Raw genomic sequence first — 24,778 nt, forward strand, 5'->3', positions numbered from 1 at the left:
CTAATTATTGCCCTGGTTCGTCCAGAGCTCAATCTGTTGTTCCAGATAGCTTTGCGTCGCCTTGAACGCCGCAAGCTTGGCTTCGAGCGCGCCATATTGCTTCTCGAGCCGCGCCTTATAGGCGTCCTCGCGCTCCTCGATCTTCTCGAGCTCATCGGCGAGGCTTTCCTGTTTCGCGGTCAGCGACTGCGAGACGCGGTCGATCGCGCCGTTGGCGCCCACCGCCTTGTCGCGGATCGCGTCGAGCGCGAAGGCGATGCCGGGGTCGCTCTGTTCCGTGTGAGTCGCGTCGCGGCGCGGGTTGAACAGCGCCTCGACCGCACCCGCGTCGGTTTCGAGCGCCTTGTCGAGCTTGGTGCTATCGACCGCCAGCAGGCCTTCCTTCGTCGACGTGATGCCGATATCGGACAGCTTGTTGATGCTCCCGTGGCTTGAAACCACCTTGTGAAGAAGGCCCGAAAGCTCGCGCTCGAGTTCGCGGAGCGAGCTGGTCGGACCCGACAGGTTAGAGGCGGAGACGAGGCTTTTCTTGAGCTGGTTATAGACCGCGACGAAATCGCCGACGGTCTGCTTGATCATGTCGAGCGGCCGGCTCGCGCCGATATCGACCGGCTGGCCGGGCGCCGCTTTCTTGAGCGTGAGCGACATGCCCGGAACGACGTCGTCGACGATATTGGTGGCGCGGCTGAAGGCGACGCCGTCGATCGTGAATTCGGCGTTGGCGGCGCTTTGCCCCTCGGTCATTCCGCCTCCGGTCGCAAAGGCGGAGAGGCCGGGATCCGCGCCCGCGTCGGCGGCGAGGGTGAAGGCGCCGGCTTCGCCCGTCGGGCCTTTCAGGATCAGGCGGTGCCCGCCTTCGTCGGCGATGATCGAGGCGGTGACGCCCGCGCCGCTGGCGTTGATCGCATTGGCCAGCCCGTCGAGGCTGTTGTTCGCGGCGTCGATGGTGATCGTCGTATCGACGCCGCCGACGGACAGCGTCATTGTGCCGGTGCCGATCGCGGCGGCCTTGTCCGCGACGACCCCCGAATAATTGGTCTGCGCGCGCGCGAGCTGGTTTACGACGACGGTCGCGGCGAAGCTGTCGGCCGACAGGCCGGCGCGGCTGGTGGCGCCGAGCACGCTTTCGTCGGACACGGTCGGCGTGCTGCGCAGCGTTCCGTCGGCGACCATCTGGCTCAGTGAATCGGCGAACCCGTCGAGATCGGCGCGGGCTTGCGACAGCGCGCTGATCCGCGTCTGGTTCGTCTGGGTCAGCTCGGCCATGCGCGCGATCTTGGGCTCGCGCGACGCGTTCGCGAGGTCGGTGACGAGCTGTTTGACGTCGAGGCCGGAGCCGAAACCGAGGCTGTTGGCGATTGAGCTGACCATGGCGAAATATCCTTCGCACTGCTTAACGGCGGCGCGCGCGGAAGATTAAGCCTGACGGCGCCCTTCGGGATCGAAACGGTGCGAGGGCGGAATATCGACCGCTGGCTGGGCGAGCCCGTCGGCGGCGGCGCGCTCGAGCTGGAAGACGAAGGCAAGCACGGTGGCGACCGCGATGAACAATTCTTCGGGGATCACGCGGCCGGCGCGCGCGGTGAAGTAGATGGCTCGGGTGAGCTGCGGATATTCGAGCATCGGGACATTGGCGGTGCGCGCCAACTCGCGGATCGACAGCGCGACGTCGCCGCGCCCGCGCGCGACGACGACGGGCGCGGCATCGGTACCGGGGCGATAGCGCAGCGCGACCGAGAAATGGGTCGGATTGGTGAGGACGACCGACGCCTCGGACACCGCCTTGCGCGCCGACCCGCTCAGAATCTCGTGCGCGCGCTGGCGCTGCGCCTGCTTGAGTTCGGGCGCGCCGTCGGACTGGCGCATCTCCTCCTTGATCTCCTGCTTGCTCATCATCAGTCTTTTATTGCGCTGGAACCATTGCACCGGCACGTCGATGAGCGCGATGACGACGAGCCCGCCGGCGAGCGTCAGCATCGCATGGCCGATCGCCTTTCCGGCGAGGCCGATCGCGGCGATCAGGTCGACCCGCGCCATCGTCATGATCGCGGGCAGGCTGCTGGCGACCAGCCAGTAACCGATCGTGCCGAGCAGCAGCACCTTGGCGATCGCCTTGCCGAGCTCGGTCGCGCCCTGCATCCCGAACATGCGCTTGAGCCCGCTCAGCGGGTTGATCCGGTTGCCCTTGAAGTGGAGCGCCTTGCCGCGCCAGCCCATCGAACCGAGCATCGCGGGCCCCGCGATCGCGGCGCCGATCGCCAGCGCGAACAGGCTCGCGAGCGGAAGCAGGATTTCGACCCCGTTGCGCATCAGCGCCTCGGCGGGTGCGAAATCGGCGACGTCGGCGGCGGTCAGCGTCAGCCCGCGGCGGACGAGGTCGCCCGCCGACTGGACGAACCAGCCGCCCGCGGCGACCATCCATCCCGCGGCGGCCAGCATCATCAGCGCGGTCGCCAGCTCGCGCGACATCAGCACATCGCCTTCGCGCGCCGAATCGGCGAGCTTCTTCGCCGTCGGCTGTTCGGTTTTCTGGTCCTTGTCGCTGCCTTCGGCCACGGTTCAGATCCCGGCCATCATGCGCGCGGCGTCGAGCGCGTCGGAAAGGATGCGCGCGACCGCCTCTGCCATCGCAGGGGTCGCGACGCCGAGCAGCACGATCCCCGCCAGCAAGGTCGCAGGGATGCCCACCGCGAACAGGTTGAGCGCCGGCGCCGAGCGGCCGATGACACCCATGATGATCTGGACGAGGATCAGCACGAATCCCACGGGCATCGCGATCGTCAGCCCGGCCGCGAACATCAGGCTGCCGAAACGGATGAGGCCGCCGATCGCGTCCCAGGAAGGAAAGGCGTTGCCGGGGGGCAGCGCGCTATAGCTGTCGACGACGATGTCGATCAGCACGAGGTGACCGTCGGCGGCAAGAAACAGCGCGGTGGCCATCATCGAGAGGAACTGGCCGATCGCCGAACTCGACGCGCCGCTCAAGGGATCGACCATCGACGCGAAGCCGAGGCCCATCGCGTTGCTGATCACTTCGCCCGCGAGCAAGGCGGCGGCGAGCCCCATCTGGAGGACAAAGCCGATCGCGAGCCCGATCACCACCTCGCCAATGATGAAGAAGAAGCCGGGGACCGACACGATGCCTTCGGCCGGCAGCGTCATGCCCGACGCCGCCACCGCGGGCACCCCGACCGCGAGCGCGATCACCAGCCGCAGTTGCACCGGGACGCTCGACGCGCCGAATACCGGCGCGGCGATGAACGCGGCGCCGGGGCGGATCATTCCCAGCATCCACAGCTGGAGCATCGCCTCGATATTCGGGATGTCGGCGGGGTTCACTATCGCCCTATCGCCCTACCGGACGAGCGCCGGGATCTGCGCGAACAGTTCGCGAGTGAAATCGGTGAGCAGCACGAGGATGCTGCCGCCGAAGATCGCGAGGCAGATCGCTGCGACGATCAGCTTGGGCACGAAGGTCAGCGTCTGTTCGTTGATCGACGTCGCCGCCTGCACCATGCCGAGCAGCACGCCGATGACGAGCACCGGCAACAGCAGCGGCGCCGAGGCGAGGGCGAGGATCCACAGCGACTGCTGCGCCACCCCGATGAAATAGTCGGTCTCCATCGTCGGGGCCCTAACTCACGAACGAGGAGGCGAGCGATCCCATCGTCAGCGCCCAGCCGTCGACGAGCACGAAGAGCAGCAATTTGAAGGGCATCGATATGATCGTTGGCGACAGCATCATCATACCCAGCGACATCAGCGCCGACGCGACGATCAGGTCAATGACGAGGAAGGGCAGGAAGATCAGGAAGCCGATCTGGAACGCGGTCTTGAGTTCGCTGGTGACAAAGGCGGGCAGCAGGATCGAGAAGGGCACGTCCTTCGGGCTCGCATAGCTCGGCGCCTTGGCGATCTTGGCGAACATCATCAGGTCGGTCTTGCGCGTCTGTTTCATCATGAAGCCGTGGAGCGCGGTGCCCGAGCGCGATACCGCTTCGCCGATGTCGATCTGTTCTTGGCCATAAGGTTCGATCGCGACGCGGTTCACTTCGCTGATCACCGGCTGCATCACGAACAGCGAAAGGAACAGGCTCAAACCAACGAGCACCTGGTTCGGCGGTGTCTGTTGCAGCCCGAGCGCGTGGCGCAGGATCGACAGCACGATGATGATACGCGTGAAACTGGTCATCATCAGCAGCAGCGACGGCAGCACCGTCAGCAGGCTCATCAGGACGAGAATCTGGAGCGAGAGGCTCAAGGGCCGGCCGTCGCCGCCGATCTCGCTCACCGCGCGGCTGAGGCCATCGGCCGCCTGCGCATAGGCCGCAGGCGCGGCGCAGAGCAGCGTGGCGCCGCCCGCGAGCGCCGCGGCGCGCAGCCAGAAACGGCGATCAGTCGGCATGGAAGTCGCCCTGGCTGTCGTCGGCGATCCGCGTAATGCCATTGCGCGACACCGCGATCAGTACCCGCTGCCCGGCAAATTCGACCACCGCGAGCTTCGATCCGGGGCCGAGCGGGAGCACGTCGACCATCTCGATCGCGCGCGTCTTGGCGGCGCCGCCGACAAGCGGCACGCCCATCTGGACGCGCTTCCACAGCCACAGGCTACCCCATGCCATCGCGCCGATGATCGGCAGCAGGATGAGGAGACGGAGGATATATTCCAGCATCAGGCTCTCCGCTCGAAACCTTCGAGCCCGCGTGCCGGCGCGACGACTTCGGCGACCTGGATGCCATAGCGGCCATCGATGCTGACGATCTCGCCCTTCGCGATGAGGGTGCCGTTGGCGTAGATGTCGAGCAGGTCGGTCGCGGCGCGGTCGAGCTCGATCACGCTGCCTTCGCCCAGCGCGAGCAGTTCGGAGAGTGTCATCGACGTCGACCCGACCTCGACCGACACGCGCAGCGAGACGCCGGCGAGCAGGTCGAAATTGGGCGCGGCGGCGATGCTCTTGTCGCGCCGGTCGGCGCGCCCGGCCTTCGGGGCTTCGGCGATATCAGTCATTGTCCGGTCCTTTTTCGATATGGTCGATCATGATCGCGGCGTTGCCATTGGCCTCGCCTATGCTGCCGAATGCAAAGCTGCGCCCGGCGACGGTCACCGGCACATGGCGCGGCATGGAAAGCGGGATGATGTCGCCGACCTCGAGCGAGAGCAGCTTGACGAGACTGATCTCGGGGCGCGCGAGCACCGAGCGCACCGGCATGCGCACGTCGCGCAGCGCCTTGTCGAGCGCGCCCGACCAGGCGGGGTCGGCGCCGCCATGCGCCTGCGTGTCGGGAAGCAGCTCGTCCCCGGCGATCCCGCGCAGCGCGGCCACCGGATAGGCGCACAGGATGACGCGCCCGTCGAAGGGCGCACCGCGCAGCGTGAAGCGCTGGACAAACAATTCGTCGTCGGCGCGGACCGCGGCGAGCTTCGCCGGATCGGCCGTGACGCAGTCGAGTTCGGGTTCGAGCGCCAGCTTGCCGCGCCAGGCGGCGGAAAGCTGCAAGCCGATGTCGCGACCGAGGCGCGCCGCGAAGCGATCCTCGGCATCGGTCAGTTCCTCGCGCTCGGCGGCGAGCTGGCCGCGGCCGCCATAGAAGATGTCGACGAGCTGGAGCAGCAGCGTCCGCGGAGCGGCGACCAGGATCGGCCCCTTGAACGACGGCGCGTGATAGCGCCAGAAGATCGCCGGGACGGCCGACGCTCTCCAGTCGGCAAAGCTCATCTGCTCGCCGCCGCCGCGCTCGACCTGGATCGTCGGCGCGCCGAGCGCGCGCACGAGATCGCGCAAGCTGCGTGCGAACTGGTTCGCTACCCCCTCGAGCGCGGGAAAGGCGTAACCATCCGCAGCCTTGCGCAGCAGCAAGGATTCCTTGCTGTCAGCGGGCGTGGCCGCGGGTGCGGCCGGCGCCTTCACGGCCTTGACGGTTTTCGGACTGGTGGTCACTGGATCACCAGACTCGTGAAATAGACATTGTCGATACCCCCGAAACCTTCCTTCTCGCGCAGCACATCGTTGATCACGGCGGTCAACTGACGTTGCAGCCGCTGTTTCCCCTGCGATGTGGAGAGCAAAACCGGATCCTGTTCGGCGAGCACCATTAGCACGACCGAGCGGATAGGCACCGCCTGCCGTTTGATATTATTGATAACCTTGCCGTCATAAAAGGTCGAAAGGCTGATACCGATCTGGAGGAACCCCGATCCGTCGGCGAGATTGGTCGTGAAGCTCTCGGTGATCGGGTAGTAGGTGATCTCATACTTTCGCGGGTCGACCTTGAACTTGTCGTTCGGGACCGACACGGTGCCGACCTTCGGCGGCGCTTCCTTGTCTTCGCCCTCGGCGGCGGGTTCGGCGCCGTCCTCGCTGCGCAGGACGAGCTTCGGATATTTATCCTCGGGCTTCGCCTCATGCGCCGACAGCGCGCCGAAATAGATGCCGGCGCCGGCGCCCGCGCCGATCAGCGCGACCGCAGCGACGCCGATCAGCAGCAGCTTCTTGAACTTGCCCTTTTTCTTGGGGGCGCCTTCGACATTATCCTTGGCCATGGTGGGACCCTTTCTGATCAGGCGAAGCGGCCGCGGCGGTCCGCGGCGCGGTCTTCGCCGCGCGGTTCGGCGCGTTCGGTGGCGGTTTCGATGAGATGCGCCGGGTCGGGCGCGGCGGCGCGGCCCTGACCGTGGCCTTGCGACTGGCGGCCGGTCTCGCCCGGGGTGCAGGTCACTTCGGCGCCGGCGACACGGACGCCTTGCTGGCGCAGTTCCTCGACGAGGCGGCCCTGCGCGGCGGTAACGATCGTCGCGGTCGCTTCATGATGCGTGTCGAGCTTCAGCGCGACGCCCTCGTCCCCCATGTGCATCGCGACGTCGAGGCGGCCGAGGTGGCGAGGCATCAGGCGAAAGCTGATGTCGCCGCTGTCCGACTTGGTCGCCGCGATGTCGCGCGCGAGCTGGTCGATCCATACGCCGTCGCTATCCATGTCGAGTACGCGCTCGGCGAGCTGGACGGGGGCAGCGGCTTCGGCGACCGCGGCAGCGCCCTGCGCGGCCGGCTGGGTGAAGAGGATCGTCATCGACGGCGTGGTCTCACCCGGCTTGGCGACCGGGGCTTCGGCGCCGTTCAGGATCGGCAGCGGCGCCCTGGCATCACGCGGGCGCGCGGCGAGGAGCGCTTCCGGGGCTTCGGCGTCGGCACGGGCCGGAGGCGCTTCAACCGGCTTGGTGGGCTTCGTGGCGGCCGGGATGACGGCTGCGACCACCGCTGCCAGATCGGTTGCGGGGGCGGCGGGGACAGCGTCTGCCGTTTCCGCCGTGCCGGGCGCGGCGTCGGTTTCGGTTTCGGTTTCGGCCGGAACCGGTTTGCCGGGCTTGGGCGCCGGAACGGGGGCGCTGCCGCCCAGCGCGATCAGCAGGTTGGCGGCCAGCGTCGCGGCGCCGGTTTCGGCGGGCTCGGCTTTGACGACCGGGGTTTCGCTCACAGCATCCTTGAGCGGCGGTGTATCGATTTGCGGGGCCACCGCTTCGGACGGCGCTGCGGGATCGATCTTGATCGTCGCGGCCGCATGGGCGGAGGGGGCCACCGCGACCGGCGCTGCGGCGAGCAGCTGGTCGAAGCCGCCGCCTTCGCCGCCGCCCTCGGGCAGCTGGCCGATATTGGCGAGGAAGGTCGCGAAGCCCGCGGGCATCGCGCCCTGCGGCGTGGGAAGGGCGGGCGCGCTCATCATGCCGCGCCGCCTTCGATCAGGCGCAGGCGCATGCCGGCACGCGGACGGTGCGGGCGGTTCGCGTCGTCGCGGCGTTCCTGTTCGGCCTGTGCCGATTTGCGGCTGCGTTCATAAAGGCGCACCGCCGATTCTTCCTTCGCCATCGCGCTCTGCGCGCGCGCGCCCATTTCGTCGCGGCGCTGGCTCGCGTTGCTGAGCGGCGCGGTCAGGCTTTCCTGCGCGATGTCGAGCCGCATCGCGAGCTCGCCGATCGTGTTGAGCGCGCCGCCGGCGACCGCGCCCTTCGCCATCGCCAGGTCGACGCGCAGCGTTTCGAGCCGCCTCGCCAGCTCGACGAGGTTCGCCAGCTCGCCATTGGCGCGCGCCAGATTGGCCTCCGCCATCTGATGTTCGACGGAGCGCACGCGGATGATACGTTTGCGGCGTGCGGTACGGGCGTTCATGCGGAATATCCTTCAATCAGGGTTTGGCGGGAAATGTCGAAATCGACCTGCGCTTTCGCGGGCTGCGAAACATAGGCGAGCTGATCGGCGTGACGGGCGATCGCGATGTCGAGCACCGGGTCGGCGCCGGCGACGTAAGCGCCCATCAGCATCAGGTCGCGATTCTCTTCATAGAGCGACCAGAGCTGGCGAAAGCGCGCCGCGGCGGCGGCATGTTCGGGGTCGACCGAATCGACCATCGTGCGCGACAGCGAGCGCGCGACGTCGATCGCGGGATAAACCCCCTGTTCGGCGAGGGCGCGCGACAGGATGATATGGCCGTCGACGATCGCGCGCGCGCTGTCGACGACCGGATCGTCGATGTCGCCGCCGTCGGCGAGCACGGTGTAGAGCGCGGTGATCGAGCCGCCGGTTTCGCGGTCGATGCCGGCGCGTTCGCAGAGCGAGGGGATGAGCGCGAAGACCGACGGCGGATAGCCTTTCATCGTCGGCGGTTCGCCCAGCGTCAGGCCGATCTCGCGCTGCGCATGCGCGACGCGCGTCAGGCTGTCGATCAGCAGCAGCACCTTCTTGCCCTCGGCGCGAAAGGCCTCGGCGATCGCGGTCGCGCGCATCGCGGCGCGCAGGCGGAGCAAGGGCGGATGGTCGGCGGGAACCGCGACGACGACCGACTTCTTGCGGACCTCGGGGGGCAGTTTTGTTTCGACGAAATCGCTGACCTCGCGGCTGCGCTCGCCGATCAGCCCGACGACGATGACGTCGCATTCGGTGCCCGCGATCATCTGGCCCATCAGCACCGACTTGCCGACGCCCGACCCGGCGATGATCGCGACTCGCTGGCCTTCGCCGACGGTGAGCAGGCCGTTGATCGCGCGCACGCCCATGTTGAGCGCGCGGGTGACGCGGCCGCGGCGCAGCGGATTGACCTTCCGCCCCGCGAGCGGCCACTGGAACTGCGACTTGATCGCCGGACGGCCGTCGAGCGGGTTGCCCTGCGCGTCCATGATGCGGCCGAGCAATGTCTTTCCGACCGCAACCATGCTCGACGCGCCATGCGGTTCAACGGGCGCGCCGGTGACGAGCGGCTTGTTGGTGTCGAAGGGGAGGACGAGGCTGCGGTGGCCGCGAAAGCCGACGACCTCGCCATAAACATAATCATTGTCTGCCGACCGGATCCGAACGTTGCTGCCGAGCGGCATCGGGAAGCCCGATACTTCGAGCATGATGCCCTCGTGCGAGACGAGGGTGCCGATGCGGCGCGGGCTGGCGTGCGCGAGGTCGACGGGGTCGAGCAACTGCTGCGCCGAGAGGGCGAGGCGGCGCGTCATGCGGCTTCGCTTTCGCCGAGCGCGGCGCGCAATTCCTCAAGATAGACCGCGCGGCCATGTTCGATCCAGCCGGTCGAGGTTTCGAGGCGGACGGTGCCGCGGATCATCGCCGGGTCGCTTTCGATCGCGAGGGTAAGCGGACAATCGGCAAGCAGCGCGGCGTCGTCGGGGTGAACCCACAAGGTGCGCGCCTTGTCGGCGTCGGCGACCAGCGCGGCGGCGGTCTCGGCCTGCGCTTGCAGCCATTCGGCGTCGATCGGCGCGGCGGCGACGATCTGGCGGACGAGGCGTTCGACGGTCGTCGCGATCAGCTGTGCAAGTTCTTCGCTGGGCTCGTCCTGCAGCGCCTCGGCGCCGGCGAGCAGCGCGAGCAGCTGATGACGTTCGGCGACGAAGGCCGCTTCGGCGAGGCGCTGGCCTTCGGCGAGACCGAGCGCGAAGGGGTCGTCGAGGTCGATTTGGTCGAGGTTTTCGGGCTCTTCGGGCGCGGCCGACGGCGGGGGTGCGAAGGACAGCGGGCGAAACCCGCCATGGCGCGCCATCGCATCGGCCAGGCGGACGGGTGCGAAGCCTGTTTCGACGGCGGGATCAGACATAATCGTCGCCTCCGCCGGCGATCATGATCTCGCCGGCCGCCGCCATCTGGCGCACGATCTGCATCACGCTCTTCTGCGCGTCATCGACGTCGGCGCGCTTGACCATCGTCATCTCGGCCATTTCGTCGCGGATCGTTTCTGCGGCGCGCTGCGACATTGTGGCGAGGCACATGTCGACCATGTCCTCGTCGGCGCCCTTGAGCGCGATCGCGAGCTGGGCGGCGTCAACCGAACGCAGCACGGCGCTGAGGCTCTTCTTGTCGAGGTCGCGCAGATTTTCGAAGATGAACATTTCCTCCTCGATCGTCTGGGCGAGGATGCGGTCGTGCTTCTTGAGCGAGCGGAGCGTGCGCTCGCTGAGCTGCTTCGGCATCTTCTTCATGATCTTGGCGACGTCGCTCGGGCCGCCGATCGCCTGCTTGGCGACGCGCTGGCCATCGACATTGGCGCTCGCGAGCACTGATTCGAGATCCTCGATCGCGGCGGCGGGGACCGAGGTCAGCATCGCGGCGCGCAGCACCAGATCGGCTTGCAACAGTTCGTCGAGCGTTTCGATCGCGCGCGCGGCGACGTCGGGGACGAGCACCGAGAGGATCAGCGCGCCGACCTGCGGATGTTCGCTGGCGAGCAGGCCGCTGATCGCATCGACGTCCATCCAGCGCAGCATTTCGAGCGACGCGGCGCTGCGCTGCGGCGCGACGGCGGCGAGGATATTATCGGCGCGGACGTTGCCAACGGCTTCGTTGATCACGGTGCGGATGCGCGTGTCGGCGCCGATTGCGAGCGCGCTGACGTCGCGGCTGCGCGTCACGAAGCGGTCGAGCGCCTGTCCGATCTGCTGCTCGCTCGCGTTGGCGGTGTCGAACATCGCCTTCGCCAGCTGTCGCACCTCATCGGGGTCGAGCTGTTTCAGAATCGTTGCAGCTTCGCTTTCGTCGAGCAGCATCAACAGGATCGCGGCGGCGGCCGACCCTTCGATCGCCGGCAGGGCGGGCGAATTGTCCAGTTCGGCGACTTCAGGCACGGGCGCCCTCCTGCATCAGGTGGCGGACGACGAGCGCGGCGCGCGCCGAATCCTGGCGGACGAAGGCGCGGACGAGGTTGGCGCGTGCTTCATAGCTTGGCGCCTGTTCGATCATCTCGAGCGTGATTTCGCGATGATTCGAACCGCTGGCGAGCGCGGGGCGGTCGGTCGCGGCGAGCAGCGATTCCTCCAGCGCCTGATTCTGTTCGGCGCGCTTGGCGGCGCGTTCCTTCGCCGCGCGGATCATCGGGCGGCCGATGAACAGGAAGGCGAGCAGCGCGGCGAGGATCGCGCCGACCTGCTTGACGAGCGGCAGGAACCAACCCTGGTCGTAGAAGGGGGGCGCCGTGTCTTCGACCGCCACGAACGGGCGCTGGTTGATCGCGACGAGGTCGCCGCGCGCCGCGTCGAAACCGATCGCGCCCTTCACCAGGCTGTCGATCTTGGTCAGGTCGGCCTGCGTCAGCGCCTTCTTGCCCTGGTTGAGCGCGACGGCGACCGAGACGCGGCGTAGCTTGCCCTGCGGCGAGTGCGTAACCGAAATCTCGCGGCCGACCTCATAGGCGCGGGCGGCGTTTTCATTGCTTTCGATGCCCGGCGCCGGGGCGCCCGGTGCCGCCGGCTGCGGACCTTCGGCGGTGACCGTCGTCGCCTGCGGCGGCTGGTTCGACAGCGCGCCGGGGATGCCGACGGCGGGAGCGGTGCTGCCGCTGGTCGAGCGGGTGATCTGTTCGCTGGTCAGCGCGCGGTCATTCTCGGGGAAGCTTTCGCGCGTTGCCTGGCTTTCGGACATGTCGACGTCGGCGTGGACTTCGACGGTGTAATTGCCCGCCCCGAGCATCGGGCCGAGCAACGTGTCGAGCGCGCGGCGAAAGCGGTCCTCGACCTGCAATTGCAGCTGGAATGCCTTCATGTCGCTGCCCGACGCGGTGTCGGACAACAGCGCGCCGCGCTGGTCGATCACCGACACCTGCTCGGCGTTCATCCCGGGGACCGACGAGGCGACGAGAAAGCGGATCGCCTGCACCTGGCCGTCGCTGAGCGAGCGGCCGTTCTGCAGCGTCAGCATCACCGATGCGGTCGCGGGCTTGTCGTCGCGAACGAACAGGCTCGGTTCGGCGGCGGCGACGTGGACGCGCGCGCTCTTCACCGCGTCGATCGTCTCGATCGTCCGCGACAGGTCGGCCTCGCGCGCCGAGCGCAACGCCTCGCCCTCGATCGCGCGGCTCGACCCCATGGGGAGCGAAGCGATCAGGCTGTCGCCGCTTGGCGCCGCCTTGGGCAGGCCCTGTCCGGCGAGCGCGATGCGCGCCTGGTAGAGCTTGTCGGCATCGACGGTCAGCGCACCGGTCGAGCTATCGATGCTGTGCGCAATGCCCTGTGACTGCAGGGCCTCGGCGACCGCCGCCTTGTCGGCGTCGTCGAGCCCGGCGAACAGCTGCGCCTGCGGCGCGGCCTGCATGGTGAAATAGGCAAGCGCGGCGATGCCGATCGCCGAGGTCATCGCGATCGCGGGCAGCGCGCGTTGCACCGCCGGCTGGCGGACGAATTGCGTGAAGGGTGCGAGACGGCCGCCCAGGACGGGGGCGGCGAGGCGGTTCGCGGACCCGTCGTCGATCGGGGTCAGGATTTGTGCTTCGGCCATGGATTACACCGGCATGTTCATGATGTCGCGGTACGCGGACAGCAGCTTGTTGCGCACCTGCAGGGTGGTTTCGAAGCCGAGCGAAGCTTTCTGGCGCTCGATCATCACGCTGACGATGTCGTGCGTGTCGCCGCGTTCATAGGCTTCGCTGATCTGGCTCGCCTTCGCCTGCTGCGCGTTGACCTGCTGGAGGGCGTTGTTGATCGCGGCGCCGAAATCGGGTGCTGCCTCGGTGCCTTCGGCAGCGCCGATGCCGCCCCGGCCGGCGGCGCGTTGCAGCGCCTGGTTCTGATTGAGGATCGAACTGCGCATTTGCAGCAGCCGGCTCGGGTCAATCGTGCTCATTGCTTCTTCATCCGTCCTGATGCGCGGCGGTCTGCCGCACGCACAGAGAAGGATGCAAAGCCCGTGCCAAAAAAATCTATCTAATGTTATCAGTGATTTATATGGAGTCCGCTGGGGCGGCGGGCGGCTTTCGGCATTTTTTTGACGCGCCGGGCTTAAGCGCCGTCGCCGCCCGCCGTTACTGGCTTCGTGACCGCTCCTCGAGCCCTCACATCACGGGAATGGCCATCGAGGCCGGAAAGGAACAAAGATGACTGTCATCAACACCAATGTGAGCGCGCTTCGCGCCCAGAACAACTCGCGCGTCGCCAGCCAAATGCAGTCGCAGGCGATGGAACGCCTGTCGAGCGGCAAGCGCATCAACGCCGCGAAGGACGACGCCGCCGGCCTCGCCATCGCGACCCGGATGGAAGCTGCCGGCCGCGGCCTGACCCAGGCGATCCGCAACGCCAACGACGGCATTTCGCTCGCGCAGACCGCCGACAGCGCCGCCGGTAGCATCTCGGACATCCTCATCCGTATGCGTGACCTGGCGATGCAGGCCTCGACCGGCACGCTGAGCGACGACGACCGCACGCTGGTGCAGGAAGAAGTCGATGCGCTGATCTCGCAGATCGGCGACGTCGCGACCCGCACTTCGTTCAACGACAATGTGCTGCTCAACGGCAGCGTTGCCGCGGGCTTCGACATCCAGACGGGTCTGGATACCGGCCAGGTCGTGAACATCACGGTCGCCGACCTTCAGGCCGCCGCTCTCGGTGTCGACGCGCTCGACTTCTCGACCGCGGCGGGTGCATCGGCCGGGCTAGCGACGCTCGACACGGCGATCGACACGGTCGCCACTGAACGCGCCAACCTGGGTGCGCAGCAGAACCGCCTGACCTCGGCTGTCGACAATTTGACGTCGAGCGTCACGAATCTGGCGGAATCGAAGTCGCGTATCGAAGACGCCGATTTCTCGGTCGAATCGACGAACCTCGCGGCCGCCGGCATCCTGTCGCAGGCATCGACCGCGATGCTCGCCCAGGCGAACCAGAGCTCGCAGGGCGTGATGAACCTGCTCCGCTAAGTTTAGCGAACAAGTTTCAGGCTATATTCGGTTGGTCCCTTAGATAGCCTGATTGGATGCCCCGGCCCCCACAGCCGGGGCATCTTCTTTTTGGGCGATCGGCGGGCGATCGGTCGTCACGGCCGGTTTCGACCGGTTGCGGACCCACCCATCATCGTCACCCCGGACTCGATCCGGGGTCCATGACTTCAGCGCTGCGATGGATCCCGGATCAAGTCCGGGATGACGAAGGCTGGAAACAACCGGTTGCGGTCGCTCCGTATCCCCTCCCGCCTTCTTCAAACCGCCGTTCACCACCCCAGAGCCGACGCGCCTGCGGGCGACGCGGCTTGTCACCTGCCGCGCCTCAATGAAAATCCCTCGACTTGGGCAAGATGCGGACGTTGCGCGGATGGCCGTGCTTTGCCGCATGGCCGCGCGGCAGCTGCGGATGCCTGACCTCGTCGGCGCGGCAGACTTCGGGGTCGAAGCGCCGGTCGCTCGCCAGCGTATCGAGCATCGCCGTGCGGTCGACGATGCGCGTCGCCATCAGGTGGATCACGCCTTCCTTGCTCCGTTGCACTTCGCCCTCGGCGAGCATCAGCCGCGACGCCATGACGGCGCGGCGTTGGCGTTCGAAATGGCGCGCCCAGAGCAGGATGTTGACGATCCCGCCCTCATCCTCGAGCGTGATGAAGATCGCATTGCCCTTGCCGGGGCGCTGGCGGATCAGCACGACGCCGGCGGTGCGGACGATAGACCCGTTCTTCGCCGCCGCGACCTGGGTGGCGCTCAGCACGCCTTCGCGCTCGAAATCGCGGCGCAGAAAAGCCATCGGATGGCCTTTCAGCGACAGGCGCGTCGTCTGGTAATCGGTGAGCACATCTTCGACCATCGGCGTCGGCGGCAGCGCGGCATCCTCCTCGAAGCCCAGCTCGTTCGCCTCGGCCGCGCCGAACAGCGGCAACACCCCCTGCCGCACCCGTCGGGCGTCCCACAGCGTCGGGCGTCGGTCCTGCCCCATCGAGCGGCACGCATCGGCATCGGCGAGCAGGCGCAGCGCGCGCGATGGCAGGTTCGCCCGGCGCGCGAGTTCCTCGACCGAGGCGAAGGACGAGGATCGCGCATCGGCGATCTGCCTTGCCCATTCCTCCCGAAACCCGTCGACCTGCCGGAAGCCGAGCCGCAGCGCGAGACTGCCGTCGTCGCGTCGTTCGAGGCTGTTGTCCCAATAGCTCGCATTCACATCGACCGCGCGCACCTCGACCCCATGCTCGCGGGCGTCTCGCACGAGCTGCGCGGGGGCGTAGAAGCCCATCGGCTGCGCGTTCAAAATCCCGCAGGCGAAGACTGCCGGATGGTGGCATTTCAGCCACGATGAGACATAGACGAGCTTGGCAAAGGATTGGGCGTGGCTTTCGGGAAAGCCATAGCTGCCGAAGCCCTCGATCTGCTTGAAGCATCGGGCCGCGAAATCGGCTTCATAGCCGCGGCGCACCATGCCGCCGATCATCTTCTCCTTATATTGGTGGATCGTACCGGCATTGCGGAAGGTCGCCATGGCGCGTCGCAGGCCGTTGGCTTCGTCGGGGGTAAATTCGGCGGCGACGATGGCGAGCTTCATCGCCTGTTCCTGAAAGAGGGGGACGCCGCATGTCCTGCGAAGCAGATTGTAAAGTTCCTGCGGGTCGTGCGGCGGCGCGGGGGAAGGAAAGTCCACCGCCTCTTCCCCATTGCGGCGCTTCAGATAGGGGTGGACCATATCGCCCTCGATCGGTCCCGGCCGGACGATCGCGACCTGGATGACAAGGTCATAGAATTCGCGCGGGCGCAGGCGCGGCAGCATGTTGATCTGTGCGCGGCTCTCGACCTGAAAGACGCCGATACTGTCGCCCTTGCAAAGCATGCCATAAACGACCGGGTCTTCCGGCGGGACCGATTTGAGGTCGTGGTCGTCCAGACCGTGCAACCGCATCAGGTCGAAGCATTTGCGGATGCAGGTCAGCATCCCGAGCGCGAGCACGTCGACCTTCATCAGTTTGAGTTCGTCGATGTCGTCCTTGTCCCATTCGATGAAGGTGCGGTCTTCCATCGCGGCATTGTGGATCGGTACCGTCTCGTCGAGCCGGTCCTCGGTCAGCACATAGCCGCCGACATGCTGCGACAAATGGCGCGGGAAGGTCAGCAGTTGCGCGACGATCCACTGCAGTCGCGCAATATCATCCAGCTCGGGATCGAGACCGGCTTCGATAAAGCGTTCGACCGGCATCTCGCTGCCCCAGCTGCCCCAGGTCGTGTCGGCGAGCCGCTGCGTGACATCCTCGCTGAGCCCCAGCGCCTTGCCGGCCTCGCGCACCGCGCTGCGCGGCCGGTAATGGATCACCGTTGCGGCGATGCCCGCACGCCGCCGTGTGTAGCGGCGATAGATATATTGCATCACCTCCTCGCGCCGTTCGTGTTCGAAATCGACGTCGATGTCGGGCGGCTCGCGCCGTTCTTCGGACAGGAAACGCGTGAAGAGCAGATTGTTCGCGATGGGGTCGATCGAGGTGATTTCGAGCAGATAGCAGACGAGCGAATTGGCAGCCGATCCGCGCCCCTGACAAAGGATGGGCGGGTCCTGCGTGCGGGCGAAATTGACGATGTCGTGGACGGTCAGGAAATAGCAGGCGAAGTTGCATTTCCGGATGAGCGAGAGCTCCTCGTCGAGCACCTCCTGCCAACGGTCGGGCAATCCATCGGGATGAAGCCTGTTCGCGGCTTCCATCACCATATGTTCGAGCCAGCTTTGGGGCTCCCAGCCTTCGGGGACCGGTTCGTGCGGATATTCATATTCCAGGTCGCGCAGCGAAAAGGTGATGCGATCGAGAATCTTTCCGCTCTCGTCGACCGCTTCGGGGCAGGAGCGGAAAAGACGGCGCATTTCGTGCGGCGACTTCAGATGACGTTCGCCATTGGCGCGCAGCAGGCGGCCGGCATCATGGAGGTTCGTGCCCTCGCGGATGCAGGTGACGACGTCGTGGAGTGGTCGCTGCCCGCGCGTCGCGTAAAGTGCGTCGTTGGTCGCGAGCATCGGAATGCCGACGCGGTCGGCCAGGGATGACAGGCGGGCGAGATGGCGACGATCGCTGCCGCTCCTCGGCATCGTCGCGCCGAGCCATAGCGAGTCCGGTGCGACCTCTTTGAGGCGGCGCAACTCGGCTTCATCCTTCTCGCTCGCCATCGCGATCAGGATCATGTCTTCGCAGTGGATCAGCAGGTTTTCGAGCTTCATCACGCAGCCGCCTTTTGTCGTACGGCGATTGCCGATGGTCAGCATCCGCGTCAGCCGGCCCCAGCCAAGGCGCGTGGTCGGATAGGCGATGATGTCGGGCGTGCCGTCGTCGAAAACCAGCCGGGCGCCGACGACGAGCTTTATGTCGGGGAACTCTATCCCGTCTTCGGCGGCATCGTCGCGCAGCTTGCGCAGCCCGGTCAGCGCGCGCACCACCCCCGCGACGCTGTTGCGGTCGGCGATGCCGATGCCGGTCATGCCGAGGGCGATCGCTTCCGCCACCATCTCATGCGGATGCGATGCACCGCGCAGGAAGCTGTAGTTGGTCGCGGCGACCAGCTCGGCGAAGCCCGTTTCGGGGCCGGTTTCGGGCGCATCGCTCATGCGAAGACTCCGTGGATATACCAGCGCGGGTCGGGCTTTTCGTCGTAGAGGCCGTGGCGAAAGAGCCAGAAGCGGCGGCCCTGCGCATCCTCGACGCGGTAATAGTCGCGCGTCAGCCCGCCATTGTCGCGGCGCCGCCACCATTCGGCGGCAATGCGCTCGGGGCCTTCGTAACGGCGGATCGCATGCGCCTGCCGACGCCAGCGGAACTGGTGCGGCGGGCCGTCGGGGACCTCCGCGATCACCTCGATCGGCTGCGGCGGGTCAAAGAGGTGGAAGGGGCGCGTCGGCGGCTCGCCGGGATCGGGTTCCTGCCAGGGCAGGGGCGCGGGGGCGTCGATCGCGGGCAGCTCGAGCTGCGCCTGCTCGGGGATATGCGTGTCGGCGGGTCGGAAGCGCCGCACGCGCCCGCGCCCGAGCCGCGTCGCCAACCGGTCGGCGAGTTCGTCGATCGCGGCGTCCTTCACCGCGCCGCCTTCGAGCTTGAGCTGGCTCGCGCCGAGCGTCTCGAGCCGCGGCACGGCGAGGCGGATCATGTCGAAGCCGAAGCCGGGGTCGAGCGGGTCGGCGAGGCCATCCATGCGCTCGGCGAAGAGGCGCATGACAAGGCCGGCGTCGCGCGTCGGATTCCCCGTCTCGATCGCAATCGTCCGCGCCAGGCCATCGCTGCGAAAGAAGGTCGCGCGGAAATGGCGCCCGCCCTTGCCGCGTTCGGCCAGGTCCTCGATCGCTTCGGCGGCGAGTTCGGTGAGGATTTTGGTCGCGTGGGCCGTGCTGCCCAGCGGCTCGGCGAAGCGGCGCTCGGCGACGACCGGCGGCGGTGCGATGCGCGGATCGAGCGGGCTCGGCGCATCGCCCAATATGCGGCGCAGCGCCATCGCGGCGTCGACCCCGAAACGCGCGGCGAGGTTCGCCATCGGGCGACTCGCAAGGTCGCCGATCGTCTTCAACCCCGCCCGCACGAGCGCGGTCGTCGCCTCGGCGTCGAGTTCGAGCGCGACGACGGGCAGGCGGCGGATCGCGCTGGCTTCGTCGGGGGCGGGACGCGCCTGATAGCGCGCGAGCGCGCGCGCGGCGTCGGCGGTGGGGCCGAGTGCATGGCGCAGCGTCATGCCGAGCCGTGCGAAGCGCATCTCGATGTCGGTGATCACGCCCGCCTCGCCACCCAGAAGATGTTCGGCGCCGGCGATGTCGAGGATCAGCCCGTCGGGGGCATCGAGCGCGACGAGCGGGGTGTAGCGCGCGCAGCCCTGCGCGAGCCGGTCGAGCCAGTCCTGATCGAGCACCGGATCGTGGGAAACGATCGTAAGGTCGCCTACCTGAGCGCGCGCATCGGCGAGCGGCATGCCGGGGCGCAGCCCCACCGCGAGCGCCGCCGCATCGACGCTCGCGAGGCGCATCGCACCGCGCTGTTTCTCGGCAAAGACGAGCGGTGCGTCAGGCCGCTTCGGCGCCGTGCGAAGCCATCGCTCGGCGGGCAGGAAGGGAAAGAAGAGTGCCAGATAGCGCCGTGTCGCCAGCATTTGGGCTGAAGCTTTGTTCGTCATGGTTCCAGTCCAGTCGCCAGCGCATCCCGGCGGCGCCGCCGCGCCAGCGCAGCAGTTCGAGGTCGAAGGCGGGCGCGCCGGGGGCGTTGGCTTCGAGGGCGTGGGAGGCGGCGGCGGCGACGCTCCAGCGCGTTTCGGCGACGCTCGGGGCCGGGGCTGCATTCAGCCGGAGCATCAGCAGCGTCGTGCCCGCATCGCGCGCGCCGAGCGCGAGGCGGCGTCCCGCCGTGAGGTCGAATAAAGGGAATCTGCCCCAGCTTTCGACGATCACCGCCGCCGACCCCGCGCAGCGGATCGCGTCATTCGCGCAGGCGAGCAACATCTTCGCATCGGGGGTCTCGACAAGAAGCAGCCGGTCGGGGTCGCCGCCGAGTTCGGCGATGCCGGGGGCATAGATATGACCGCTGCGCTTGCCGGCATCGCTTGTGCGTAGCCAGACGAGCGGCGCCCTGCCCGGCGTGCGCAGCGCGAGGAGTGCGGCGAAGGCGGCGGCGCTCGTCGCGTCGAGCGCGTCGGCGGCGAAAAATTCATGGCACCGCCCGACCGCGAGGCCGCCGCCCAGTGCATCGTCGAAGGATGCGTGTCCGCTCTTCAGCCAGCCCTCGGCCGGGCGGCTTTCGAAACCGCCACTGGCGGCTATCCGGGCGATGCGTTGGCGCAGCCCGGCGAGAGGGTAAGACGACTCGCGCATCATTTGTTCCTGATATGTTCTATTAGCGCTTTTGGGGTCGCGCTTGTCAAGAAGAGTCAGGATGATGGCTCTACACCTCGTCATTCCCGCTTTTGCGAGAATGACGAATGTGGTGGGTTAGGGCGTTTCCATCCCCGCGCGGCTGTCGCCGCCCAATGCGCGGAACAGCGCGATTCGCGTGCTGACGAGCAGCAATTGCGTCCCGATCTCGCTCCGCCGCGCCGAATAGAGGCTGCGCTGCGCGTCGAGGCTCGAGAGGAAGCTGTCGACCCCGCCCTTGTAGCGCGCATCGGTGAGCGTTGCCGTATCGGCCGCAGCCTCCGTATTCGCGGCCGCGGCGCGCACCCGCTCGGCGATCGTGCCCTGCACCGCGAGCGCGTCGGCGACCTCGCGGAACGCGGTCTGGATCGCGCCTTCATAGCTCGCGAGCGCGGCGTCGCGCTGCGCCTCGCTGACCGCGACCCCCGCGCGGCGGCCGCCCGCGTCGAAGATCGTCGCGCTGGCATCACCGCCCGCCGACCAGCTGAACGACCCGCTGTCGAACAGGCTGGAAAGCGCGTTGCTCGCGAAGCCGAGCAGGCCGGTGAGCGAAATCGACGGGAAGAGCTGTGCGCGCGCGACGCCGATATCGGCGTTGGCTGCGCGCAGGCCATATTCGGCCTCGATCACGTCGGGGCGGCGGAGCAGGATTTCGGAGCGGACCCCGGCGGGGAGCGCCACCACCGACGGCGTGACTTCGGTCAGACTGGTGGGGAGCCGCGCGCGGTCGATATCGCCGCCGACGAGCAGGCGGATCAGATTCTCGTCCTGCGCGAGCGCGGTCCGTTGCTGCGCGATCGAATCCTCGGCGGTGGCAAGGATCTGTTCGGCCTGGCGCAGGTCGGTGCGCGGCGCGACGCCGCCGTCGAGCCGCGCCTTGGTCAGCCGCACGTTTTCGCGCGCATTGGCGGCGGTGTCCTCGGCGATTTTCAGCAGGTCGCGGTCGGCGCCATAGGTCGCCCACGCGTCGGCGAGATTGGCGATCAGCGCGAGCCGGACGGTGCGCGACGCCGCCTCGGTTCCAAGCGCGCGGTTGCGGTCGGCTTCGGTCGCATTGGCGAGCTTGCCGAACAGGTCGAGTTCGAAGGCGGTGATGCCGCCGCGTAGCGAGAAATCGCCGCTGCCTCCGCCGCTTCCAGCGCCGCTGCTGGTGCCGCTTCCGCTCGAATCCGAATAGCCGGCGCCCGCGCTGATCCCGAGTTCGGGGAATTGCCCCGACCGCGTGACCCGCACCTGCGCGCGCGCGGCGGCGACATTGGCGTAAGCGACGCGCAGGTCGCGGTTGTTCGCGAGTGCCTGCTCGGTCAGCGACTGGAGTCGTGGATCGGTGAAGACGCTTTTGTACGAAAGGATCGGCAGCGCCGCCTCGCTCTGCAACAGATAGGCGTCGCCGGCGGGCCAGCTTTGCGGGACGGGCGGCGTCGGCAGCACTGTCTTTGGCGCGAGCGAGCAGCCGGCGAGCGCGAGCGTGCCCGCGAGCAGGAGGGCGCGGGTGCGAATCATGCCGGAACCTCCGCCGCGCCGTCACCCTTGTTCTTGCTGAACCGCGCGCGCGCCGCGGCGAGACCGTCGCGCACGCCGCGGCGGACGAGGACGAAGAAGAGCGGGATGAAGAAGATGGCGAGGAAGGCGGCGGTGAGCATGCCGCCGATCACCGAGGTGCCGATCGCGACGCGGCTGTTCGCGCCGGCACCGGTCGCGATCGCGAGCGGCAGCACGCCGAATATGAAGGCGAAGCTCGTCATCAGGATCGGACGCAGGCGGATGCGCGCCGCCTCGACCGCCGCCTCGATCACGCGTTTGCCCTTGCGTTCTTCCTGCTCGGCGAATTCGATCATCAGGATCGCATTTTTCGCAGCTAACCCCATCGTCGTAAGCAGGCCGATCTGGAGATAGACGTCGTTTTCGAGCCCGCGTAGGTTCACCGCGAACACCGCGCCGATCAGCCCCAGCGGGATGACGAGCAGCACCGCGAGCGGGATCGACCAGCTTTCATAGAGCGCCGCGAGGCAGAGGAAGACGACGAGCAGCGACAGGCCGTACAGCAACGGCGCCTGCCCCGAAGAGAGGCGTTCTTCATAGGAGGATCCCGACCAGGCGACGCTGGTGCCGGGGATTTCGTTCGCCATCCGCTCCATTTCGTCCATCGCCTCGCCCGAGCTGGTGCCGGGGGAGGGCTGGCCCGAGATTTCGAAGGCGGGGACGCCCTGAAAGCGCGAACTGCTGCTCGGCGTCGTCGACCAGCCGACGGTGGCAAACGCCGAGAAGGGCGACATTTGCCCGTCGGTCGAGCGAACGAACCATTGGCTGAGGTCTTCGGGCTTGGCCCGATAAGGCGCGTCGCCCTGGACATAGACGCGCTTGACGCGCCCCTTGTCGATGAAGTCGTTGACGTAACGCCCGCCCCACGCGGTCGCGAGCGTGTTGTTCACATCGCCATTGTCGATGCCATAGGCGGTCAGCCGCTGCGTATCGACGTCGATCTTCAGTGTCGATACGTCGGGCAGGTCGGACAGGCGCACCGAGCTCAGCTTCGGATTCTCGTTCGCCATCGCGAGCAGCTTTTCGCGCGCGGCGACGAATTCGTCGCGGCTCATCCCGCTGCGGTTCTGAAGCTGCATCGTGAAGCCTGCCGAATCGCCGAGCCCGCGCACCGCGCCGGGGACGAGCGCGAATATCTGTGCATCGCGCACGCCGGAGAGCGCGGCGCGCGCGCGCCCCGCGATCGCCTCGGCGCTCCGCTCCTCGCCGGGGCGCTCGTCCCAGTGGACTAGGTTCACGAAGCCCTGTCCGGTATTCTGGCCGACAGCGCCGCCGCCCCCGCCCCCGCCGGCGACAAGGAACAGCGCCCCGACATTCGCCTTTTCCTCGGTCAGCATATATTTTTCGACCATGTCGCGCACTTCGAGCGTGCGCGCCTGCGTCGCGCCCGCGGGCAGGCGGAACTGGACCGAAACGCGCCCCTGATCCTCATTGGGCAAAAACCCGCTCGGCAGACGGAGGAAGAGGAAGGCGAGGGCTGCGAGCAGCACGACATAGATGGCAAGGAACAGCCATTTGCGATCGACGACCTTCGTGACGCTGCCGACATAGCGGTCGACCGAGCGATCGAAGCGTGTATTGAAGCCGGTCTTGGCGCGCTCGAGAAAGGCGTGGACACGCGGGAAGCGACCGCCATTGCCCTCGTCGCCATTCTTCGGCTTGAGCAGGGTCGATGTCAGCGCCGGACTCAGGATCAGCGCGACGAGCACCGACAGCGCCATCGCCGAGACGATGGTGACCGAGAACTGGCGATAGATGACGCCGGTCGATCCGCCGAAAAAGGCCATCGGCAGGAACACCGCCGACAGCACGAGCGCGATCGCGATCAGCGCGACCTGCAATTCCTGCATCGACTGGATCGTCGCCTCGCGCGCCGACATGCCGGGATTTTCTTCCATTAATCGCTCGACATTCTCGACCACGACGATCGCATCGTCGACGAGCAGGCCGATCGCGAGGGTCAGTCCGAACAGGGTCAGCGTGTTGATGCTGAAGCCCAGCATATAGAAGATGCCGAAGGTGCCGAGCAGCACGACGGGCACCGCGATCGCGGGGATCAGCACCGCGCGCCAGCTTTGCAGGAAGACGAACATCACGAGGATCACGAGCAGGATCGCCTCGAACAGCGATTTCTGCACTTCGCTCACCGACAGCTTGATGAAGGTGGTCGAATCATTGGCATAGCTGTAGGTCAGGCCGTCGGGGAAATCGGCGCCAAGCTCGGTCATCCGCGCCTTGACGCGGTCGGCGGTCTCCAGTGCGTCTGCCCCCGGCGACAGCGAAATCGACATGCCCGCGCCCGGATGGCCGTTGATGCGCACGACCGTGCTGTAATTTTCGGCGCCGATCTCGACCCGTGCAATATCCTTGATCCGCACCGTCGCGCCGTCGGGCAGCGTTTTCAGCACGATATTCTCGAATTGTTCGGCGGTCTGCATCCGCGACTGGGCGGTGACCGTCGCGTTGAGCATCTGCCCTTCGGGCGCGGGGAGGCCGCCGACCTCGCCCGCCGCGACCTCGCTGTTCTGCGCGGTGATCGCCGCGACAACATCGTTCGGCATCAACGACACCGCGGCGAGCCGCTGGGGATTGAGCCAGATGCGCATCGCGTGCGGCGATCCAAAGACATTGACGTCGCCGACGCCTTCGACGCGCGAGAGAGGGTCCTGGATGTTGGAGGACAGATAGTCGGACACGTCCTGGAACGAGCGTGTGTCGGTGGTGTCGTAGACGCCGACGAGCAGCAGCGAATCCGAATTGGACTTGGTGACGCGCACGCCCTGTTGCTGCACCTGCTGGGGCAGGCGCGAGACCGCCGACTGGATCTTGTTCTGGACCTGCACCTGCGCGATGTCGGGGTCGGTGCCTTTTTCGAAGATCGCGGTGATACTCGCCTGTCCGCGCGAACTCGACTGCGAGCTGAAATAGAGCAGGCCGTCGATCCCGGTCAGCTGCTGTTCGAGAACCTGCGTGACGCTGTTCTCGATCGTCTCGGCCGACGCGCCCGGATAAGTCGCGCGAATATTGACCTGCGTCGGCGCGATGTCGGGATATTGCTCGATCGGCAGCGAAAAGAGCGCGCCGACGCCGCCGAGCATGACGATGATCGCCAGCACCCAGGCAAAGATCGGCCGGTTGATGAAAAGACGCGACATG

Annotated in this window: 22 protein-coding genes; 1 reads left to right on the forward strand and 21 read right to left on the reverse strand. The window is 67.2% G+C overall.

The features are described from left to right. Genes fliD through fliE form a run of 16 tightly spaced genes read right to left on the reverse strand, consistent with a single transcriptional unit; the run spans position 1 to position 13,097 of the window. Positions 1 to 1,371, reverse strand: a complete 1,371-nt coding sequence (gene fliD, locus HDC29_RS12020) for a flagellar filament capping protein FliD (RefSeq protein WP_179497841.1) — start codon at positions 1,369 to 1,371, stop codon at positions 1 to 3. 45 nt (positions 1,372 to 1,416) lie between these two features. Next, on the reverse strand, positions 1,417 to 2,556 hold the full coding sequence (locus HDC29_RS12025) for a flagellar biosynthesis protein FlhB (protein WP_179497843.1): 1,140 nt from the start codon (positions 2,554 to 2,556) through the stop codon (positions 1,417 to 1,419). 3 nt (positions 2,557 to 2,559) lie between these two features. Beyond that, the gene (gene fliR, locus HDC29_RS12030; RefSeq protein ID WP_179497845.1) at positions 2,560 to 3,339 is read right to left on the reverse strand and encodes a flagellar biosynthetic protein FliR; all 780 of its coding nucleotides are present in this window, start codon (positions 3,337 to 3,339) and stop codon (positions 2,560 to 2,562) included. 15 nt (positions 3,340 to 3,354) lie between these two features. Continuing rightward, positions 3,355 to 3,624, reverse strand: coding sequence for a flagellar biosynthetic protein FliQ (locus tag HDC29_RS12035; RefSeq protein WP_179497847.1), 270 nt, complete (start codon positions 3,622 to 3,624; stop codon positions 3,355 to 3,357). A gap of 10 nt (positions 3,625 to 3,634) precedes the next feature. After that, entirely contained in the window at positions 3,635 to 4,405 is a 771-nt protein-coding gene (gene fliP / locus HDC29_RS12040) for a flagellar type III secretion system pore protein FliP (RefSeq protein WP_257018256.1), read from the reverse strand. Next, positions 4,395 to 4,673, reverse strand: a complete 279-nt coding sequence (locus HDC29_RS12045; RefSeq protein WP_179497849.1) for a flagellar biosynthetic protein FliO — start codon at positions 4,671 to 4,673, stop codon at positions 4,395 to 4,397. The genes fliP and HDC29_RS12045 overlap by 11 nt, the downstream gene beginning before the upstream one ends. Continuing rightward, complete coding sequence (gene fliN / locus HDC29_RS12050; protein ID WP_179497850.1) at positions 4,673 to 5,008, reverse strand: flagellar motor switch protein FliN; 336 nt, start codon at positions 5,006 to 5,008, stop codon at positions 4,673 to 4,675. Before fliN ends, HDC29_RS12045 begins: the two co-directional genes overlap by 1 nt. Beyond that, positions 5,001 to 5,939: a FliM/FliN family flagellar motor switch protein gene (locus tag HDC29_RS12055; protein WP_179497852.1), complete on the reverse strand. Its 939-nt coding sequence runs from the start codon at positions 5,937 to 5,939 to the stop codon at positions 5,001 to 5,003. The genes fliN and HDC29_RS12055 overlap by 8 nt, the downstream gene beginning before the upstream one ends. Then, positions 5,936 to 6,541, reverse strand: coding sequence for a flagellar basal body-associated protein FliL (gene fliL / locus HDC29_RS12060; protein WP_179497854.1), 606 nt, complete (start codon positions 6,539 to 6,541; stop codon positions 5,936 to 5,938). Before fliL ends, HDC29_RS12055 begins: the two co-directional genes overlap by 4 nt. Before the next feature lie 17 nt (positions 6,542 to 6,558). Then, entirely contained in the window at positions 6,559 to 7,716 is a 1,158-nt protein-coding gene (locus tag HDC29_RS12065) for a flagellar hook-length control protein FliK (RefSeq protein ID WP_179497856.1), read from the reverse strand. Beyond that, positions 7,713 to 8,159: a hypothetical protein gene (locus tag HDC29_RS12070; RefSeq protein WP_179497858.1), complete on the reverse strand. Its 447-nt coding sequence runs from the start codon at positions 8,157 to 8,159 to the stop codon at positions 7,713 to 7,715. Before HDC29_RS12070 ends, HDC29_RS12065 begins: the two co-directional genes overlap by 4 nt. Then, positions 8,156 to 9,487, reverse strand: coding sequence for a FliI/YscN family ATPase (locus tag HDC29_RS12075; RefSeq protein WP_179497860.1), 1,332 nt, complete (start codon positions 9,485 to 9,487; stop codon positions 8,156 to 8,158). The genes HDC29_RS12070 and HDC29_RS12075 overlap by 4 nt, the downstream gene beginning before the upstream one ends. Beyond that, positions 9,484 to 10,083, reverse strand: a complete 600-nt coding sequence (locus HDC29_RS12080; protein WP_179497862.1) for a FliH/SctL family protein — start codon at positions 10,081 to 10,083, stop codon at positions 9,484 to 9,486. The genes HDC29_RS12075 and HDC29_RS12080 overlap by 4 nt, the downstream gene beginning before the upstream one ends. Beyond that, positions 10,076 to 11,107: a flagellar motor switch protein FliG gene (fliG, locus tag HDC29_RS12085; RefSeq protein ID WP_179497864.1), complete on the reverse strand. Its 1,032-nt coding sequence runs from the start codon at positions 11,105 to 11,107 to the stop codon at positions 10,076 to 10,078. The genes HDC29_RS12080 and fliG overlap by 8 nt, the downstream gene beginning before the upstream one ends. Beyond that, complete coding sequence (fliF, locus tag HDC29_RS12090) at positions 11,100 to 12,752, reverse strand: flagellar basal-body MS-ring/collar protein FliF (RefSeq protein ID WP_179497866.1); 1,653 nt, start codon at positions 12,750 to 12,752, stop codon at positions 11,100 to 11,102. Before fliF ends, fliG begins: the two co-directional genes overlap by 8 nt. Positions 12,753 to 12,755: 3 nt before the next feature. Next, on the reverse strand, positions 12,756 to 13,097 hold the full coding sequence (fliE, locus tag HDC29_RS12095) for a flagellar hook-basal body complex protein FliE (RefSeq protein WP_179497868.1): 342 nt from the start codon (positions 13,095 to 13,097) through the stop codon (positions 12,756 to 12,758). Positions 13,098 to 13,347: 250 nt separating this feature from the next. Here fliE and HDC29_RS12100 point away from each other — a divergent pair, with 250 nt between their 5' ends. Continuing rightward, on the forward strand, positions 13,348 to 14,166 hold the full coding sequence (locus tag HDC29_RS12100) for a flagellin (RefSeq protein WP_179497870.1): 819 nt from the start codon (positions 13,348 to 13,350) through the stop codon (positions 14,164 to 14,166). A 346-nt stretch (positions 14,167 to 14,512) separates the two neighbouring features. Here HDC29_RS12100 and HDC29_RS12105 read toward each other — a convergent pair whose 3' ends face one another. The 5 genes from HDC29_RS12105 to HDC29_RS12125 form a co-directional block, all read right to left on the reverse strand. Then, on the reverse strand, positions 14,513 to 17,803 hold the full coding sequence (locus HDC29_RS12105; protein WP_179497872.1) for an error-prone DNA polymerase: 3,291 nt from the start codon (positions 17,801 to 17,803) through the stop codon (positions 14,513 to 14,515). Further along, positions 17,800 to 19,326 (reverse strand): DNA polymerase Y family protein, encoded by a 1,527-nt coding sequence (locus HDC29_RS12110; RefSeq protein WP_257018257.1) that lies wholly within the window; start codon positions 19,324 to 19,326, stop codon positions 17,800 to 17,802. The genes HDC29_RS12105 and HDC29_RS12110 overlap by 4 nt, the downstream gene beginning before the upstream one ends. After that, a complete protein-coding gene (locus tag HDC29_RS12115; protein WP_179497876.1) occupies positions 19,241 to 20,041 on the reverse strand; it encodes an ImuA family protein in 801 nt (266 codons plus the stop codon). Before HDC29_RS12115 ends, HDC29_RS12110 begins: the two co-directional genes overlap by 86 nt. A 117-nt stretch (positions 20,042 to 20,158) precedes the next feature. Beyond that, positions 20,159 to 21,583, reverse strand: a complete 1,425-nt coding sequence (locus HDC29_RS12120; protein WP_179497878.1) for an efflux transporter outer membrane subunit — start codon at positions 21,581 to 21,583, stop codon at positions 20,159 to 20,161. After that, positions 21,580 to 24,777, reverse strand: a complete 3,198-nt coding sequence (locus tag HDC29_RS12125; protein ID WP_179497880.1) for an efflux RND transporter permease subunit — start codon at positions 24,775 to 24,777, stop codon at positions 21,580 to 21,582. Before HDC29_RS12125 ends, HDC29_RS12120 begins: the two co-directional genes overlap by 4 nt. Position 24,778 lies beyond the last annotated feature (1 nt).

Origin of the sequence: Sphingopyxis sp. JAI108, assembly GCF_013410105.1 — a bacterium.
Taxonomy (GTDB): Bacteria; Pseudomonadota; Alphaproteobacteria; order Sphingomonadales; family Sphingomonadaceae; genus Sphingopyxis; species Sphingopyxis chilensis.

Bases quoted from the DNA above. Each gene is read 5' to 3' on its own strand.
- HDC29_RS12105 (WP_179497872.1), bottom strand. From the start codon at position 17,803: ATGAGCGATGCGCCCGAAACCGGCCCCGAAACGGGCTTCGCCGAGCTG.
- fliF (WP_179497866.1), bottom strand. From the start codon at position 12,752: ATGGCCGAAGCACAAATCCTGACCCCGATCGACGACGGGTCCGCGAAC.
- HDC29_RS12110 (WP_257018257.1), bottom strand. From the start codon at position 19,326: ATGCTGGCGACACGGCGCTATCTGGCACTCTTCTTTCCCTTCCTGCCC.
- HDC29_RS12075 (WP_179497860.1), bottom strand. From the start codon at position 9,487: ATGACGCGCCGCCTCGCCCTCTCGGCGCAGCAGTTGCTCGACCCCGTC.
- fliE (WP_179497868.1), bottom strand. From the start codon at position 13,097: ATGAGCACGATTGACCCGAGCCGGCTGCTGCAAATGCGCAGTTCGATC.
- HDC29_RS12115 (WP_179497876.1), bottom strand. From the start codon at position 20,041: ATGCGCGAGTCGTCTTACCCTCTCGCCGGGCTGCGCCAACGCATCGCC.
- fliL (WP_179497854.1), bottom strand. From the start codon at position 6,541: ATGGCCAAGGATAATGTCGAAGGCGCCCCCAAGAAAAAGGGCAAGTTC.
- fliN (WP_179497850.1), bottom strand. From the start codon at position 5,008: ATGACTGATATCGCCGAAGCCCCGAAGGCCGGGCGCGCCGACCGGCGC.
- HDC29_RS12035 (WP_179497847.1), bottom strand. From the start codon at position 3,624: ATGGAGACCGACTATTTCATCGGGGTGGCGCAGCAGTCGCTGTGGATC.
- HDC29_RS12065 (WP_179497856.1), bottom strand. From the start codon at position 7,716: ATGATGAGCGCGCCCGCCCTTCCCACGCCGCAGGGCGCGATGCCCGCG.
- HDC29_RS12125 (WP_179497880.1), bottom strand. From the start codon at position 24,777: ATGTCGCGTCTTTTCATCAACCGGCCGATCTTTGCCTGGGTGCTGGCG.
- fliP (WP_257018256.1), bottom strand. From the start codon at position 4,405: ATGCCGACTGATCGCCGTTTCTGGCTGCGCGCCGCGGCGCTCGCGGGC.
- HDC29_RS12100 (WP_179497870.1), top strand. From the start codon at position 13,348: ATGACTGTCATCAACACCAATGTGAGCGCGCTTCGCGCCCAGAACAAC.
- fliD (WP_179497841.1), bottom strand. From the start codon at position 1,371: ATGGTCAGCTCAATCGCCAACAGCCTCGGTTTCGGCTCCGGCCTCGAC.
- HDC29_RS12120 (WP_179497878.1), bottom strand. From the start codon at position 21,583: ATGATTCGCACCCGCGCCCTCCTGCTCGCGGGCACGCTCGCGCTCGCC.
- HDC29_RS12045 (WP_179497849.1), bottom strand. From the start codon at position 4,673: ATGCTGGAATATATCCTCCGTCTCCTCATCCTGCTGCCGATCATCGGC.
- HDC29_RS12070 (WP_179497858.1), bottom strand. From the start codon at position 8,159: ATGAACGCCCGTACCGCACGCCGCAAACGTATCATCCGCGTGCGCTCC.
- HDC29_RS12080 (WP_179497862.1), bottom strand. From the start codon at position 10,083: ATGTCTGATCCCGCCGTCGAAACAGGCTTCGCACCCGTCCGCCTGGCC.